This window comes from Phytopseudomonas seleniipraecipitans, assembly GCF_900102335.1.
In the GTDB taxonomy this organism is placed as follows: Bacteria; Pseudomonadota; Gammaproteobacteria; order Pseudomonadales; family Pseudomonadaceae; genus Aquipseudomonas; species Aquipseudomonas seleniipraecipitans.
Window position 1 is genome coordinate 83,635 of sequence record NZ_FNBM01000001.1, and the last position, 17,250, is coordinate 100,884.

At 62.7% G+C, this 17,250-nt stretch carries 13 protein-coding genes; all 13 read right to left on the reverse strand.

What is annotated here, in order from left to right:
* Positions 1–38: 38 nt before the first annotated feature.
* The 13 genes from BLS60_RS00415 to BLS60_RS00475 all read right to left on the reverse strand — a co-directional run bounded on the left by BLS60_RS00415 (position 39) and on the right by BLS60_RS00475 (position 17,244).
* Positions 39–1,055 carry a class I SAM-dependent rRNA methyltransferase gene (locus tag BLS60_RS00415; protein WP_092363425.1) on the reverse strand — a complete coding sequence of 339 codons (1,017 nt, stop codon included), beginning with the start codon at positions 1,053–1,055 and terminating at the stop codon, positions 39–41.
* A gap of 50 nt (positions 1,056–1,105) precedes the next feature.
* The gene (locus BLS60_RS00420; protein ID WP_092363428.1) at positions 1,106–1,981 is read right to left on the reverse strand and encodes an oxygenase MpaB family protein; all 876 of its coding nucleotides are present in this window, start codon (positions 1,979–1,981) and stop codon (positions 1,106–1,108) included.
* A gap of 253 nt (positions 1,982–2,234) precedes the next feature.
* Positions 2,235–4,172 (reverse strand): acetate--CoA ligase, encoded by a 1,938-nt coding sequence (gene acs / locus BLS60_RS00425; protein WP_092363431.1) that lies wholly within the window; start codon positions 4,170–4,172, stop codon positions 2,235–2,237.
* A 136-nt stretch (positions 4,173–4,308) separates the two neighbouring features.
* Positions 4,309–5,973, reverse strand: coding sequence for a glucose-6-phosphate isomerase (gene pgi / locus BLS60_RS00430; protein ID WP_092363434.1), 1,665 nt, complete (start codon positions 5,971–5,973; stop codon positions 4,309–4,311).
* A 124-nt stretch (positions 5,974–6,097) separates the two neighbouring features.
* Complete coding sequence (panC, locus tag BLS60_RS00435) at positions 6,098–6,958, reverse strand: pantoate--beta-alanine ligase (protein ID WP_092363437.1); 861 nt, start codon at positions 6,956–6,958, stop codon at positions 6,098–6,100.
* Positions 6,955–7,755, reverse strand: a complete 801-nt coding sequence (gene panB / locus BLS60_RS00440) for a 3-methyl-2-oxobutanoate hydroxymethyltransferase (RefSeq protein ID WP_070881219.1) — start codon at positions 7,753–7,755, stop codon at positions 6,955–6,957. Before panB ends, panC begins: the two co-directional genes overlap by 4 nt.
* Positions 7,756–7,984: 229 nt before the next feature.
* Positions 7,985–8,464: a 2-amino-4-hydroxy-6-hydroxymethyldihydropteridine diphosphokinase gene (folK, locus tag BLS60_RS00445; RefSeq protein ID WP_070881220.1), complete on the reverse strand. Its 480-nt coding sequence runs from the start codon at positions 8,462–8,464 to the stop codon at positions 7,985–7,987.
* Between the two features lie 4 nt (positions 8,465–8,468).
* The gene (locus BLS60_RS00450; RefSeq protein WP_092363440.1) at positions 8,469–9,863 is read right to left on the reverse strand and encodes a polynucleotide adenylyltransferase PcnB; all 1,395 of its coding nucleotides are present in this window, start codon (positions 9,861–9,863) and stop codon (positions 8,469–8,471) included.
* A gap of 664 nt (positions 9,864–10,527) precedes the next feature.
* A complete protein-coding gene (locus BLS60_RS00455) occupies positions 10,528–11,952 on the reverse strand; it encodes a sigma-54-dependent transcriptional regulator (protein ID WP_070881222.1) in 1,425 nt (474 codons plus the stop codon).
* Between the two features lie 96 nt (positions 11,953–12,048).
* Entirely contained in the window at positions 12,049–15,003 is a 2,955-nt protein-coding gene (locus BLS60_RS00460; RefSeq protein WP_164090923.1) for a sensor histidine kinase, read from the reverse strand.
* Positions 14,987–15,163 (reverse strand): hypothetical protein, encoded by a 177-nt coding sequence (locus tag BLS60_RS00465; protein WP_042556252.1) that lies wholly within the window; start codon positions 15,161–15,163, stop codon positions 14,987–14,989. The genes BLS60_RS00460 and BLS60_RS00465 overlap by 17 nt, the downstream gene beginning before the upstream one ends.
* A 211-nt stretch (positions 15,164–15,374) precedes the next feature.
* On the reverse strand, positions 15,375–15,668 hold the full coding sequence (locus BLS60_RS00470) for a hypothetical protein (protein WP_143024560.1): 294 nt from the start codon (positions 15,666–15,668) through the stop codon (positions 15,375–15,377).
* A 244-nt stretch (positions 15,669–15,912) separates the two neighbouring features.
* The gene (locus BLS60_RS00475) at positions 15,913–17,244 is read right to left on the reverse strand and encodes a DUF58 domain-containing protein (RefSeq protein ID WP_092363445.1); all 1,332 of its coding nucleotides are present in this window, start codon (positions 17,242–17,244) and stop codon (positions 15,913–15,915) included.
* Positions 17,245–17,250: the final 6 nt, after the last annotated feature.

Consider the following 17,250-nt stretch of genomic DNA (forward strand, 5'->3'; position numbering starts at 1 on the left):
TGGCATGAGCCCCGGGTTCCGCGTGACGATGCGCCCGCTCAAAAATGCAGGACGAGGGTTTTTAGCGGAGGATTGTTATCCGACGACGGGAAATCCGCGGCAGGCAGCAGCTGTTCATGCTCGCGCACCGGTCGCCCGAGCTTGCTGGCGCAGCGCAGCACGTGCTCGCGCCACTCGGCCATTGGCACCTTTGCCAGGTTGTTGCAGCACACCAGGGTGCCATTTTCGGCGGTGGCGAGAATCGCCGGCTTTAGCAGGCTCTGGTAATCGCGCAGCAGATCGACAGTGCCAAAGGCGCTCTTGGCCCACGCGGGCGGATCGAGAAACACCAGGTCGAACTGGCGCTGTTCGAGGCGCGGGTAACTCGGCAGCTTCTGTCCGCGGCGCGCGGCGATGGGCAGTCCGGCCCACTGGCGGATCGCCGGGAAATAATCGGACTGCACGAATTGCATCGGCGCTAGCGCGGGGTTGAGCGCACCGTTCTCGCGGCCGACAGCCAGGTTGCCTTCGGCGAAGTCCAGGTTGATCACTTCGCTCGCGCCACCGGCCGCGGCATTTAGGCCGACACCGCAGGTGTAGGCGAACAGGTTAAGCACACGCTTGCTGGCGCTGTGGCGCTGGATCCAGCCGCGTGCGTTGCGCAGGTCGAGAAACAGCAGCGGGTCCTGACCTGCGTGGCGACCGCGTACCCGGTAGCTGAGGCCCCACTCGCGGCCAACCAGGTCAGCCAACGCCTCGTCGCTGGCGCTGTGCACGGCATCGTTGCGGTCGACCCGCGAATTACCTTTGCAGCGGTCGTTGTAGACCAGCAATGTTTGCACAGCGAGTGTTTCGTTGACCTGCTCATGCAGGGCCAGCAGCTCATCGCGGGTCAGCGACTGATGAAAACTCTGCACCATCAATTGTTGGCCGTAACGGTCAACGGTCAATCCGCCGGCCCCTTCCTGGCTGCCATGGAACAGGCGATAACAGTCGGTGTGCTGTTCATGCAGTTCGGCGATCAGGGCGTGGCGATTGGCAAGTGCGGCGCGCACTGCCTGGTCAAGAGACGGCATGCGCGGCGACTCGAATATGAGGGGCGCGCAGTTTATCACCTCTGCAGGCGTCAGTAGGGCGGCAGCCCCATGCGGATGCGCGAGCGGTGCAGCGAGCCGCTACGCACTGCCCAGCGGATAACCGGGGCGATGCTGTGCACGCCGGCGCGGGTCAGGCGGCTGCGCACGGGTGTCATCTGCTGATCCAGAAGGGCCTGCGCCCAGTCCGGCAGCAGGTCGATACCTGCGAGCAGAAACAGCTTGCCGACCGGCGCTGCCAACGCGCTTGGCGCCGGGGCGGCCAGCAGGATGCGCAGGATTTCCCGGGAGCGGTCATCGCACAGCAGCTGACCTTGCATGGCGCCAAGGTAGGCATCGATCTCTACCCGGCTGCGCGGGACGTCGCGTGCCCCCAGGCGTTCGGCGACCAGCGCGATCTCCGCGTAATAGCGATCCTGGTCGGCTGTGCTCAGCCGTGGGTTGAGGTAGCGCAGGTGCGCCTGCATGAAACTGTGTACTTCGGCGACGTGTACCCAGGTCAGCAGATCCGGGTCGCTGGCGGCATAGGGGCGGCCGTCCGGGGCGGTGCCAACCACCTGCAGGTGGATGCGCTTGACCTTGTCGATCAGCCAGTCAGCATCGGCGCGGCTGGCAAAGGTAGTGCCGGAGACGAACTGGCCGGTACGGCGCAGGCGGCCGAGCAGGTCGTCGCGGAAATTGGAGTGATCCCACACTCCTGCCAGTGCCAGTGGATGCAGGGCCTGCAGTAGCAGAGCGCTGACCCCGCCAATGAGCATGCTGGTGAAGTCGCCATGAATGCGCCAACAGACCGAATCCGGCCCGAACAGGCCGGGGTCGCCCTTGGGGTTTTCAAAATCGATCTGGCCCAGGGCGATGCCACTGAGGCTGAGGACCTGGCTTTCGATACGGCGGCGGATGACTTCCATGGCGCGAGCCTAAAGCGCCGGGCTGCGCACCACAAGTCATTGATGGCTCTCTCGCCTGGTGGCGCAGAGCGTCCTGAATGCATTCGACGCGGAGCGTGAGCAACGATCTGCATTCAGGGTTCGGGCCTAACGCGCCGGGCTGCTGTGATGCTGCTCGGGAATGCACCCGGGTATCGCTTCGCTCAACGCCGGGCTACAGGTCGTTGCCTGGCGTAGCCTGTGGTTGAGCGTATCGATACCCAGGGAGCCTGCGTCAGCTGTTGAGCCGTTCTGCCACCAGGCTGTCGACCACTGCCGGGTCAGCCAGGGTCGAGGTATCGCCGAGGCTGTCCAGTTCGTTGCAGGCGATCTTGCGCAGGATGCGGCGCATAATCTTGCCCGAACGGGTCTTGGGCAAGCCCGGCGCCCACTGGATCAGCTCGGGTTTGGCGAAGCTGCCGATCTCCTTGCCGACCAGGCTGAGCAGCTCCTTCTTCAGCTCGTCGCTCGGCTCCACGCCATTCATGGTGGTGACGAAGGCATAGATGCCCTGGCCCTTGACGTCGTGGGGGTAACCCACCACGGCCGCCTCGGCCACGGCCTCGTGCAGCACCAGCGCGCTTTCCACTTCGGCGGTGCCGATGCGGTGGCCGGAAACGTTGATCACGTCATCGACACGCCCGGTGATCCACCAATAGCCGTCCTCGTCGCGGCGGGCGCCGTCACCGCTGAAGTAGTAGCCGGGGTAGGCGGTGAAATAGGTTTCCAGCATGCGTTTGTGGTCACCGTAAACGCTGCGGATCTGGCTCGGCCAGCTGGCTTTGATTGCCAGCACACCCGCGCCCGCGCCGTGGATTTCCTTGCCTTGTTCGTCCAGCAGCACTGGTTGCACGCCAAAGAACGGACGAGTCGCCGAGCCGGGTTTGAGGTCGGTGGCGCCGGGCAATGGGGTGATCATGATGGTGCCGGTCTCGGTCTGCCACCAGGTGTCGACGATGGGGCAACGTTGTTCGCCGACCACATTGAAATACCACTCCCAAGCTTCCGGGTTGATCGGCTCGCCGACGCTGCCGAGCAGGCGCAAGCTGCTGCGCGAGGTTTTCTTCACCGGCGCTTCGCCTTCGCGCATCAGCGCGCGCAAAGCGGTGGGGGCGGTATAGAAAATGTTCACTTGATGCTTGTCGATTACCTGCCAGAAACGCGAGGTGTCGGGATAGTTCGGCACGCCTTCGAAGATCAGGCTGGTGGCGCCGTTGGCCAGCGGGCCATAAACGATGTAGCTGTGCCCGGTGACCCAGCCGACGTCGGCGGTGCACCAGTAGATGTCACCGTCGTGATAATCGAACACGTATTTGTGCGTCATCGCCGCCTGCAGGAGATAGCCGGCGGTGCTGTGCAGCACGCCCTTGGGCTTGCCGGTGCTGCCAGAGGTGTAGAGGATGAATAGCGGGTCTTCGGCGTCCATCGGCTCGGCCGGGCAGTCGGCGCCCACCTGTTGCACGGCCTCGTGGTACCAGAGGTCGCGCTTTGCTTGCCAGTCGACCTCTTTGCCCGTGCGCCGTACCACCAATACAGTGGACACGTTAGGGCAGCTGTTCAGGGCTTTGTCGACGTTGCTCTTCAGTGGAATCTGTTTGCCGCCGCGCACGGCTTCATCGGCGGTGATTACCGTGCGGCAATCCGCATCGAGAATGCGGTCACGCAGCGCATCCGGCGAGAAGCCGCCAAACACCACCGAATGCACAGCGCCGATGCGCGTGCAGGCGAGCATCGCATAGGCCGCCTCCGGCACCATCGGCATGTAGATGCACACCCGGTCGCCTTTCTTCACGCCGCGGTCTTTCAGCACGTTGGCCAGGCGACAGACCTGCTCGTGCAGTGCTTTGTAGGTGATCGTGGCGGATTCGTTAGGGTCGTCGCCCTCCCAGATCAGCGCGACCTGGTCGCCGCGCTTGGCCAGATGACGATCGATGCAATTGTGGCTGATGTTCAGTTCACCGCCGGAGAACCAGCGAATGTCGCCCTTGCTCAGGCTGCCGCTGCAGACCTCGTCCCAGGGTTTGAACCATTCGAGAAAAGCTTTGGCCTGCTCGCCCCAGAACGTTTCCGGATCATCGACGGATTGCCGATAGAGGCGCTGATAATCAGCGTCATCGAGATGAGCGCGCTGGCGTACGTCGTCACTGACCGGGTGGCGGCTGATCGTGAACATGGGCGGTTCCCCTTTTGTTGTTTGTCCGCATAGGACAATAAGGGTAGCAGCCAAGTTTTATAGGGCGACTCCAGCGACCCCCGGAGTGCCGCAAAGTATTGCAGGCGCCCGGCGGACAGCGGGCACCTGCACTCGATCAGCCGCGGTGACGGCCGCGGAAGTAGTTGATCAGCCCTTGGGTGGAGCCGTCTTCGGCGCCGCTGTGGTCGCTGCCGACCATGCGCGAATAGACCCCTTTACCCAACTCTTTGCCAAGCTCCACGCCCCACTGATCGAAGGCATTGATGCCCCAGATGGCGCTCTGGGCGAAGACCTTGTGCTCGTACATCGCCACCAACGCGCCAAGGCGACGTGGGCTCACGCGCTCCATGACTAGCGTGTTGCTTGGTCGGTTACCTGGAATCACCTTGTGCGGAGCGAGGCGCTGTACGTCATCCTCGCTCATGCCCTTGGCGCGCAACTCCACTTCGGCTTCTTCGCGGGATTTGCCGAGCATCAGCGCCTGGCTCTGCGACAGGCAGTTGGCATACAGCCATTGGTGATGGTCAGCGACCGGGTTGAAGCTGACCACCGGAACGATGAAGTCCGCCGGAATCAGCTGGGTGCCCTGGTGCAATAACTGGTGATAAGCGTGTTGGCCGTTGCAGCCGACGCCGCCCCAGATTACCGGCCCGGTTGCGCCGCTTACCGGGCTGCCGTCCTGGCGCACGCTCTTGCCGTTGGACTCCATGTCCAGCTGCTGCAAATGCTTGGTGATGTTACGCAGGTAGTGATCGTACGGCAGGATGGCCTGGCTCTGCGCCTCCCAGAAATTGCCATACCAGATGCCGAGCAGGGCCAGCAGCACCGGCATGTTCTGTTCGAAGGGAGCGGTCTTGAAGTGCGTGTCCATGCTGTAGGCGCCGGCCAGCAGCTCCTTGAAATTGGACATGCCGATCGACAGCGCAATCGGCAGACCAATCGCCGACCACAACGAATAGCGGCCGCCGACCCAGTCCCACATCGGGAAGATGTTCTCTTCGCGAATGCCGAACGCGACCGCCGCCTCGCGGTTGCTCGACACCGCGATGAAGTGACGATAAAGCTCGGTTTCCGAACCACCCTGAGCCAGGTACCAACCCCGCGCGGCCTGGGCGTTTTTCAGGGTTTCCAGGGTGCCAAAGGACTTCGACGAGACAATGAACAGGGTGGTCTCGGCGCGCAATTTGGCCGACAGCTCGTGGAATTCGCTGCCGTCGATATTCGCCAGATAGTGACAGCGTACGCCGCGCTGGGCGAACGGCAGCAGGGCCTCCGATACCAGCTGAGGGCCGAGGAAGGAACCGCCGATGCCGATGTTCACCACGTCGGTGATCGGCTTCTCGGTGTAACCGCGCCACAAACCATCGTGAATACGCCCGACCAGTTCGGTCATCTGCTGCAGTACGCGCTGCACGTGGGGCATCACGTCGACGCCATCGACCAGCACCTTGTCGCCCAGCGGCCTGCGCAACGCAGTATGCAGGGCCGGGCGGCCTTCCGAGGCATTGAGCTGCTCGCCGTCGAACATGGCGCGGATCGATTGCTCCAGGCCGACTTCGCGGGCCAGCGCCATCAGCAGGGCGATGGTCTCGTCACTGGCCAGGTTTTTCGAGTAATCGAGGAACAGGCCGCAACTGCTCAGGGAGAACTGCTCGAAACGCTGCGGGTTGCCTGCGAATGCCTCGCGCATGCTGAAATGCTGCATCGCCTGGCGATGCCGTTGCAGCGCCTGCCAGGTGGGGAGGGCGAGGACATCGAGCGGCTGCTGGTAATACGCCATGGGGCTTCCTTGTTGAGGCATCGGTGGGCAGGCTGCAATAGTGAAATGTCAGATACCAAAAAGCCCGGCGAATTGTCCGGGCTTTTGCAGTGTATCCGGGTTCTGAGGCCCTGTGCAGCTATCCTCAGTAGCCCTGATCCAGGGTGAAACTCAGGTTGTCGATCAGCCTGGTATTACCGAGGTAGGCTGCGACGAGCACCACCAGCTCACGATCACCGGCGCTGACCTCGCGCAGACTCTGTGCTTCGCGCACCTCCAGATAGTCGGCGCGCAACCCTGCCTCGGCATGCTGGCGCTGGGCATGCGCAATCAGCTCCGGCAGGTCCCGGCGGCCTGCCTGAATCGCCAGCGCGATGTCCTGCAGCGAGCGATACAGTACTGTGGCGGTATCACGCTGCTCATCACTCAGGTAACCATTGCGCGACGACAACGCCAGGCCGCTGTCGGCGCGTACGGTCGGCTCGCCAATGATCTGGATCGGCATGTTCAGGTCGCGTACCAAAGTACGAATGACTGCCAGCTGCTGAAAGTCCTTCTGGCCGAAGACGGCGAGATCGGGCTGCACCATGTTGAACAGCTTGGCGACCACAGTAGCCACGCCTTCGAAGTGACCGGGGCGGCTGGCACCGCACAGACCCTCGGAGACGCTGGGCACGGTGATACGGGTCTGCTCGCCCATGCCGCCCGGGTACATCTCCTCGACGTCCGGGTGAAACAGCAGGTGGCAGCCAGCATCGATCAGACGCTGTTGATCGGCTTGCAAGGTACGCGGGTACTTGTCGAGGTCTTCCGCCGGGCCGAACTGCATCGGGTTGACGAAGATACTGGCGACCACGAAGTCAGCCCGCTGGGCCGCTTTTTCCACCAGCGCGGCATGGCCGGCGTGCAGGTTGCCCATGGTCGGCACCAGGCCGATCTGCTTGCCTTCGGCACGCGCCTGGGCGACGGCAGCGCGCAACTCGCGCACGGTCTTTACGGTGTTCATGCGGAAAATCCATGCTCGGCGGCAGGGAAGGTCACGGCCTTGACCTCGTTCACGTAGGCGGCGAGGGCGTCCTGGATGCTTGCCTGGCCGGCCATGAAGTTCTTCACGAACTTGGGCACCCGGCCGCTCAGCGACAGGCCGAGCATGTCGTGCAGTACCAGGACCTGCCCGTCGGTTTGCGAGCCGGCACCAATGCCGATTACCGGCACCTTCACTGCGCGACTGATTTCGCCAGCCAGGTCGCTCGGCACGCATTCGAGCAGCAGCATGGCCGCGCCAGCCTGCTCCAGGGCTATGGCATCTGCCACCATCTGGCGTGCCTGAGCCTGTTCGCGACCCTGCACCTTGTAGCCACCCAGAATGTTCACCGCCTGAGGCGTCAGGCCCATGTGCGCGCACACCGGAACACCGCGTTCGGCAAGGCGGGTAATGGATTCGGCGAGCCACGCGGCGCCTTCGACCTTGATCATGTGCGCGCCAGCCTGCATCAGCAGGCCGGAATTGTGCAGCGTCTGATCCAGCGTGGCATTGGCCATGAACGGCAGGTCGGCAACGATCAGCGCGCCCGCATTGCCGCGTTTCACGCTGGCAGTGTGGTAAGCGGTGTCCGCCATGCTCACTGGCAGGGTGCTGTCATGTCCCTGGAGCACCATGCCCAACGAGTCGCCGATCAGCAGCACTTCGACGCCGGCCTCGCAGCAGGCACTGGCGAAGGTGGCGTCGTAGCAGGTCAGCATGGTGATCTTTTCACCCTTCTGCTTGAGCGCTCGCAGGGTGGTCAGGGTTACATCAGGCATGAACGTATCCTCACTCGGAACCGGTGCGGGCCTGTCGATTGCAGGCTCTTTGATGCAGGTTCTCTGGCATTCGAGAGGCGGCAAGGCTGCCTCGATTCGGCCTGTTTAGCGGCCCTTTCTCCCCGTTTGGGGGCAATGGGTGGCTATAGTCCCGATGGCGGGAGGGCAAGTCAATCGAAGTGTTACCGCATGGTTACGTGGCTGCCGTCTTCTACCGGAGTCGTCCGCTTCAGGGCGTCAGGCGTTCCAGGCCTTCGAAGGGGCAGGCCGCCAGCAGCGCGTCGAGGGTGCGGCCGTCGGGCAACTCGAGGCCCGTGGCGATTTCCGCGAGCGGGTAGAGCACGAAGGCGCGTGCCTGCAGGTGGTAATGCGGCACGCGCAGGCGAGGCTCGTCGATCAACCGTTCGCCGAACAGCAGAATATCCAGGTCGAGGGTGCGCGGGCCCCAGCGCTCGTGACGCTCGCGACCCTGGCCGAGTTCGATGGCCTGCAGGGCATCCAGCAACTGCAAGGGCTGCAGGTTGCTGTCCAGCGCGGCGACCGCGTTGGTGTAGCGCGGCTGGCCGGGGAGCAGCGAGTCGCTGGCATAGAATGAAGAGCAGGCCAGCAGGCGCGTGAGCGGCAGTTGTTCCAGCGCGGCGAGCGCCTGACGCAACTGCTCGGCAGGCTCGGCGAGGTTGCTGCCCATACCGATGTAGATGCGTTCCATGGGCTTACTCGGCGGCGCCGCCCTGAGGGCTGCGTTTGCGCTTGCTACCGCCACTGCGGCGACGTTTGCGCGGGGCGCCTGGACCATCGTCCTTGCTGGTGAGGTTACGGATCATCACGCGGCGATCACTGTCGCTGGCATCCTGGTACTCCGTCCACCAGTCGCCCAGGCCGTCGGTTTCCTCGCCGGCGCTTTCACGCAGCAGCAGGAAGTCGTAACCGGCACGGAAACGCGGATTCTCCAGCAGCAGGTCGGCGCGTTTGCCGCTGCGCCGTGGCAGGCGCTCCTGCATATCCCAGATCTCGCGGATCGGCAGGGTGAAACGCTTCGGCACGGCGATGCGCTGACACTGCTCAGCGATCAGTTCGTGAGCCGCTTCCTGCATCGCCGGGATTGCCGGCATGCCGCGTTCCTGCAGGCGAATTATCCGCGCGGGTAGTGCCGGCCAGAGCAGCGCCGCGAACAGGAAGGCCGGGGTGACCGGCTTGCCTTGTTGAATGCGCAGGTCGGTGTTGTCCAGCGCGTTGCGGATCAGCGTGTCGGTGTATTCGGGGTTGTGTTTCAGCGCTGCCGCGCTGGCCGGGAACAACTGGCCGAACAGGCCGTAGTCCACCAGCAGGTCATAGGTATAGATGGCATAACCGCTGAGAAACAGCTTGAGCACCTCGTCGAACAGGCGCGCCGCAGGAATGCCACCCAGCAGCGGGGCCAAATCGTAGATCGGGTCGGCGCTGTGCTTTTCGATATCGAAATCCAGCTTGGCCGCGAAGCGCACCGCGCGCAGCATGCGCACCGGGTCTTCCTGGTAACGCTGGGTCGGGTCACCGATCAGCCGCACCAGGTTGTTGCGAATGTCGTGCATGCCATTGGCGTAGTCGAGAATTCGCTCGGAAACCGGGTCGTAGTACAGCGCGTTGATGGTGAAGTCGCGGCGCTGCGCATCGTCTTCCAGCGTGCCGTAGACGTTGTCACGCAGGATGCGACCGCTCTCGTTGCGCGAGGACTGATTGGTGTCCTCTTCCTCGTCACCCTGAGGGTGATTGGCGCGGAAGGTCGCGGTTTCGATGATCTCGCGGCCAAAGTGCACGTGGACCAGCTTGAAGCGACGGCCAATGACCCGCGCGTTGCGGAATTCGGCACGCACCTGTTCCGGGGTGGCGCTAGTGGCGACGTCGAAGTCCTTGGGCTCGATGCCCAGCAGCAGGTCGCGAACACAGCCGCCGACCAGATAAGCCTCGTAGCCTGCGTTCTGCAGACGCTCGACCACGCTGATGGCGTAGCGGCTTATCTGCCCGCGCTGGATCGGGTGCTGGTTGCTGTTCAGCACGTGCGGCTTGCTATGAGGCTGGTGCGCGCGGCGCAGCGGAGAACGAAGGGACTTGAACAGCTTTTTCAGCATGGAGTGCACTGTATGACGAAATGAGTGGCCAGAATAATGTAAAGGCGCAGAAATAGCGCGGATTCTAGCATTGAGTCGTGCGAGGGTGTAAGCGGGGAGGGAGGCAGGCCGGGGTGGAAGCTACTGGGGGAGCCGAAGCTCCCCCATAAATGTTGCTGTGCGTTTTTCTTGTTATGCAGGCTGTTGTTTTTGTTTTCGCCTGTTCCGGTATCCATGCTGTCCGGAAATCTCCCGATACCGGGAGCAAGAGCAAACGGATTGCTTTGGATGCTGATGCTACCTCGGGCCCATGGCCCAACCAGAACGGGTGCTGTCTGCTGACAGTTTTATTGTTCTCTATCTGGCCACAGGGCGATGCCCGTGAGGCGATCCTTTCCAAAAAAATCAGTTAGCTGCGTCTCCTGCCATCTTGTTCTTATTGTGCTGGAGCCGTTACGTCTTATTTTTATTGTCGTGGGTCTTACTTGTTATTGTTGTTGTGCCAGACATGAAGCATTCGCCGTGCCAGTTTTATTTTTTCATTTAAAAACAAAGGTTTGAATGTGCTGCGTATTTTTGCGAGCAAAAAAAAGCCGGGATTCCGTTACCGTAAACCCCGGCTTTGTTACGTCTTGTCGTAAAGGCGGTAACACCCGCTCTAGAGCCCTCGCGGCTCCTGTCTTGGTTATTCGCTGGTGACGCTCGATTTGCGCCGTGGAATACCCAGGCGCTGACGACGCTCCCACAGGCACTTGCGGCTTATGCCCAGTTTGCGGGCCAGCTCCGTCTCGGTCATGTGATCCTGGTGTTCGAGCACGAAATGCTGGAAATAGTCTTCGAGCGACAGGTCCTCATTGGGGTCCTGGCTGGTGGCACTGACCGCGCCGCTCTGTGGTGGCAAGCCGGCAAAGGCATCGTCGTCCAGGTCTTCCAGTTCGATATCGATGCCCAGCAGCTCAGCGTTGATGGTGCTGCCTTCGCAGAGAATCACTGAGCGTTCGATGGCGTTTTCAAGCTCCCGCACGTTACCGGGCCAGCTGTAGTGATGGATCGCTTGTTCGGCATCCGGCGCGAAGTGCAGGTCATTGCGGCCCATACGAGTGGATTGGCGCAGCAGAAAGACGCGGGCAATTTCCAGCACGTCGCTGCCGCGCTCCCGCAGGGGTGGCAGCTTCAGGGCGATCACGTGCAGCCGATAGTAGAGGTCTTCCCGGAACTGGCCGGTTTTCGCCAGGGTTTTCAGGTCGCGGTGGGTCGCTGCGATCAAGCGTACGTCGACCTTCTGTGACTGCACCGAGCCGACCCGGCGAATCTCACCCTCTTGCAACACCCGCAGCAGGCGTGCCTGGGCTTCCAGAGGCAGTTCGCCAATCTCGTCGAGAAACAGCGTACCGCCGTCCGCAGCTTCGACCAGCCCGGCACGGCTGGCGCTGGCTCCGGTAAACGCGCCTTTTTCATGGCCGAACAATTCGGACTCGATCAGGGTTTCCGGAATCGCCGCGCAGTTGACCGAAATCAGCGGCGCTTTGGCGCGCTTCGACAGATTGTGCAGCGCGCGGGCGACCAGTTCCTTGCCGGTACCGGACTCGCCCTGCACCAGCACATTGGAGTCGGTGGGCGCGACCTTGCGGATCTTGCTGTACAGCTCCAGCATCGCCGGGCTTGAGCCAATGATGCCGATTTCACCGTTGCTGGCCTTGTCGCCTTTCTCGGCTGCGCGAGGCGCAGCGGGTGCACCGCCGGCCTGCGTGCGAAGCGTTTCGCGGTCACGCAGAATGCGCGCTACGGCTTGCAACATTTCGTCATGATCGAAGGGTTTGGCGATGTAGTCGACGGCGCCCATTTTCATCGAGTCGACGGCCGAGCGCAGGCTCGCGTAGCTGGTCATGATCAGCACCGGCGCGCCCTGGGCCAGCTTGATCAGCTCGGTGCCCGGTGCGCCAGGTAGGCGCAGGTCACTGACCACCAGGTCGAACCCGGGAATATCGAAGCGTTCCTGGGCTTCCTGCACCGAACCGGCCTCGCTGACCTGGTATTGGTTGCGCTCGAGCAGGCGGCGCAGGGCAGTGCGGATGATGGTTTCGTCTTCGACGATCAGGATATGAGGCATGTAATCGAATTCTCTCGACGGTCTCGGAACCTGCTTCCATGGTGCCCGTAGCCAAGCCGGGCCACGTGCGTCACCGGGAATGCGGTTCTTCGGTGTTTAGGTTGCCAGTGGCATTGCCTCGATATGCCGGGGCAGCGTCACCCGAATGCGGGTGCCACGTTGCTGCTCAAGGTCTATCGGGCTGTCGATTGTTATCTGTCCATAATGCTCTTCCACGATGGAATAGACCAGTGCGAGGCCGAGCCCGGTCCCTTTTCCAGGATCTTTGGTAGTGAAGAACGGCTCGAATAACTGATCCATTACACCCTTGGGAATACCGCTGCCTTCGTCCTCGACGATCAGGTCGACGGTATGCTCCGAGGCTTCGCTGCGCACGCGAATGGCGCCGCCGGCTGGTGTCGCGTCGCGCGCATTGCTCAGCAGGTTGATCAACACCTGAGCGAGGCGCTGCGGGTCGCCGTCCACCCAATGCTCGGGTGTGCAGAGGTTGAAGAACTGAACGTCCACGCTGCGCCGGTTGAGGGCCAGCAAACCAATGGCTTCCTGGGCAATTTCGGCCAGACACACCGGCTCATCGGTGTGCTGATGGCTACCGGAGTGAGCAAAGTTCATCAGCGAGTGGACGATGCGTGTAACCCGCTTGGTCTGTTCGAGTATCTGCTCACTGATTTCGGTCAGCTCGACGTCGCCTTCGCGTTCTTCGCGCAGGTTCTGCGCCAGGCAGGCAATACCGGTGATCGGGTTGCCGATTTCATGGGCCACCCCAGCAGCGAGGCGTCCGATGCTGGCCAGGCGCTCGGAGTGCACCAGCTTATCTTCGAGCATCTGGGTGTCGGTGAGGTCCTCGACCAGCAGCACCAGGCCGCTGTTACCGGGGGCCAAAGGCTCGTCGATGGCAGCTTTGTGCAGGTTGAGCCAGCGGGTTTGTCCGTCGAGGGCCAGGCGCTGTTTGTGCAAATGTTCGTCGGGGATTTCGGTAAAGCGTTGCAGCAGGTCGCGCCAGGGCTCGGCGAGGGTCGACAGCCGTGAGCCGACGATGCGCTGCGCAGGGATCTCGGTGAGTTCTTCCATGGCCTTGTTCCACATCAGGATCTCGTGATCCTTGGCCAGCGAGCAGACGCCCATGGGCAGCTCCTGCAGGGTCTGGCGGTGGTAGCGGCGCAGGGCATCGAGTTCGGCCGCGAGACCGGTGAGGCGCGAGTGATAATCCTCGAGGCGGCTCTCTATGAAGTGAATGTCCTCGGTCACGTAGCTCTCGCTGCCGGACTTATAGGGCAGGAAGGACTCGACAATATCCTGAGCCACGCTCGGCCCCATCAGGCCTGACAGATTGGCTTCCAGACGATCACGCAAGCGGCGAAGCGCGTAGGGGCGTCTTTCATCGAAGGGCAGATGCAGGTCGCGCAGGGCCTGCTCGACCTCGCGTTGTGCGGTTTTGGCGCCCAGCGGCTTGGCCAGCTGGGTGGCGAACTCCTGCGGTGACAACGCCAGCAGTTCACGGCGTTGAGGCCTGCGCACATTGTCCACTGCACAGGCTTCGGCGGCGCTGTCTTCCTCCTGGCTCGAGTCGGTGAATACCGAGACCAGGGTGAATACCAGCACGTTGGTGGCCAGCGAGGCGATGGCGGCAAGGTGCCAACTGCTGTCGTCGAGTACATAGACCAGATCGAGGATGGGCACATAGAGGCCGGGCAGCGTACCTAGCAGCGGCATGAGCATGCTCACCGCCCACACCGCGATACCTGCCAGCAGGCCGGCAATAAAGCCGCGCCGGTTGGCGGTCGGCCAATAGAGCACCGAGAGCACGCCCGGCAGGAACTGCAGGGTGGCGACGAACGAGACGATGCCCAGGTTGGCCAGGTCCTGCTGGGCGTCGAGCAGCGTGTAGAAGGCGTAACTGGCGAAAATGATCGCGACGATCAGCGCGCGGCGTGTCCATTTCAGCCAGCGGTAGATATTGCCCTCTGCCGGCGGCTGATAGAGCGGCAGCACCACATGGTTGAGCAGCATGCCGGACAGCGCCAGGGTGGTGACGATGATCAGGCCGCTGGAAGCCGACAGGCCGCCGATGTAAGCAATCAGCGCCAGCGTCGGGCTGTCGACGGCGATCCCCAGGCCGAGGGTGAAGTACTCCGGGCTGGTGGTCGATCCCAGGCGTAGGCCGGCCCAGAGAATCAGCGGAACGGCGAGGCTCATCAACAGCAGAAACAGCGGCAGGCCCCAGCTGGCGCTGACCAGCGCACGGGGATTGAGGTTCTCCGTGAAGGTCATGTGGTACATGTGCGGCATGACGATGGCCGAGGCGAAGAACACCAGCAGCAGGGTGCGCCATGGGCCTTCCTGCAGCGGTGTGTGCAGGCTGGCCAGGGCCGCCTGGTTGAGCACCAGCCATTGTTCCAGATCGCGCGGGCCGTCGAACACGGCGTACAGCGCATAAAGGCCAATGGCTGCCATGGCCGCCAGCTTGACCAGGGACTCGAAAGCGATAGCCAGTACCAGGCCCTGGTGTTTTTCCCGAGTGGCCAGGTGGCGTGCGCCGAACAGGATGGTGACCAGGATGAACAGCCCGCAGAACGCCAGGCCGACTTCTGGCTGCACCGGCTCGCGGGTGAGGATGCTGATCGCGTCGGTAACCGCCTGGATCTGCAGGGCCAGCAACGGCAGTACGGCGATCAGCATGCACAGGGTGCTCAGCGCGCCCGCCCAGGTGCTGCGAAATCGGAAAGCGAACAGGTCGGCGAGTGAGGAAAGCTGGTAGGTACGGGTGATGCGCAGGATGGGGTAGAGCAATACCGGCGCAAGCAAGAAGGCGCCGGTCACCCCCAGGTAGCTGGCGAGAAAACCGTAGCCGTACTGATAAGCCAGGCCGACGGTGCCGTAGAACGCCCAGGCGCTGGCATATACACCCAATGACAGGGTGTAGGTCAGCGGGTGACGAATCAGCTTGCGAGGGATCAGGCCGCGGTCGGCGCACCAGGCGACGCTGAACAGAACGAGCAGGTAAGCGGCACTGATCAGCATCAGCCCGCTGAGGCTAAAGCTCATCGGCATCACGTTGGCTCTGTAGGATGAAGGTCACCACGATAAGGATCAGCCACAGCATGTATGGCCGGTACCAGGCGCCGTTGGGGTCGATCCACCAATCCATGATGGCAGGCGAAAACAGGTAGATGCCCACTACCAGGATCAGAACCAATCGATAGATATACATGCCGCGTCTCGCTGCTGAGTGTGCCGATGGTAACGGAAGCGCTCCGCGCTGGCTAAAGAACTGCTCGGCTCCTTGCCGTAGCGATCAGCCCTTGCAACACGACTGATTGAGCAGCAGATAAGCGTCGCATCTGGCGCTATTGTCGGCCCTGCCTGGGCACGCAGCAGCATCCGATGCGCTGCGCGTTCTGCCGTTCGACGAGCCGCCTGCCTCAGCCGACTATTACCCGAATTACCGCGATCAGTTGAAAGGCACAGAAGAAACCCAGCGCGATACGCATCGGCTTCGACAGGTTGCTGCCCAGGCTTTCGCGCAACGGCTGCAGCATGAACCGCGGCGTTAGCGCCAAACCGATCACCAGAGACACCACCGCAAACATCGAAAAGAATTCGCTGCTCAACGGCGGTACACCCGAGGTGAAACCGTACAGCAGGCAGCCGATGGCCACGGCGAAGAATGCCCCGGAAATCAGGCGCTCCCTGGGTGTCCAGGAGGAAAAATTCACAGGCATGTGCTCCACAGGCGAAAAACGATGGAGCGCAGTATAAGGAATGGCGCGGCCGTAGGCAGTAGCTGGAAACAAACAGGCGATGGCCTCTGGCATCGACGATGCTAGGCTCCAGGCCAATGCCGCTGCGCTCGCCCCAGGCTACTGGGGTACTTGGAGCGCCGCAGCCTGCGGTCGAGCGCAGCGATATCCAGGACAAAGTTTTTGGGATATCACGGCAGCCAAACTACAGGGGCGCCGCTTACAGCACCCCAGCTTTTTTCCATGCGAGATAACGGTTTACCAGCTCGGGGCCAAGCTCGCCCGGCCGTGCGTCGAGCACCGGCACGTTGTGGGCAACCAGGCGCTCATGCAGCGTGTTGCGTGCGTTGAGGTAGTCCACGGCGCCGCAGTAGTTGAGGGCCGACTCGTAATCGCGTACCGGGGCGTGGCGCAGGTTGTCGAGGACGTCCTCACGCAGGCTGGCGATCAGCACCCGGTGGCGCCGTTCCAGGCGCTTCACGGCACCCAGCAGCTCTTCGTCGTCTTCGTCACGCAGGTTGCTGATCAGCACCACCAGGGCGCGGCGGCTTTGCCGGCTGAGCAGGGCATCTACCGCGGCAGCGTAGTCGGCGGGGCGCTGGGTACTCTGCAGGTCATACACCGCGTTGAGTAGCACGTTCACCTGCGCCTGGCCTTTCACCGGCGCCAGGTAGCGGCTGTGCTCGCCAGCGAAGGTCATCAGGCCGACGGCATCGCCCTGGCGCAGGGCCACGTAACTGAGCAGCAGGCTGGCGTTGAGGGCGTGATCGAAATGCGACAGCTCGCCATCCTGGCTGCGCATGCGCCGGCCACAGTCGATCAGGAAAACGATTTGTTGGTCACGTTCGTCCTGATATTCACGGGCGATTGGCATGCGCTTGCGGGCGGTGGCTTTCCAGTCGATCTGGCGAAGGGTGTCGCCGTCGCGAAACTCGCGCAACTGGTGAAATTCCTGACCCAGGCCGCGACGCTGCTGCTGGCGCACACCCAACTGGGCGAGCCAGTCATCCACGGCCATCAGCTGTGCGCCGTACAGGCGCGCGAAGTCCGGGTACACGCGGGCCTCGTCGTGGACTTCCAGGTAACGCCGTGACTGCCACAGGCGCAGCGGGCTGGGCAGGCTGATTTCACAGCGCGCAAAGACGAAGTGACCACGCACCAGTGGCCGCACACGGTAGCTGAAGGTGGTCTGTTCGCCTGGGCGCAGTTCGACCTGTTGCGGCAGGTGTTCGACGGCCATGCCCTGTGGCACGTGATCGATGACGCCGAGCTGCAACCCGCGCGAGTAGCTGTGATGAGCGGCCAACTGCACCTCGCTCCAGCGGCCCAGCGGCAGGTTGCCAGGCAAGTGCCGCTGCAGACGCGGCGAGGGGCGCCGGGAAAGCCGCAGGGCATCGACCAACGCAGCGCTTGCCAGCACCAGCAGGGCGCCCCACCACAGCGCGGTGAGGCGCTCCGGGACGGCGACCGACAGGGCATCCAGCGCGCCAAGGACGATGGCAACAAACAGCAGCCCGGTCAGCAAGCCGAGCAGAATGGAGGAGGGCTTCATGCCGCG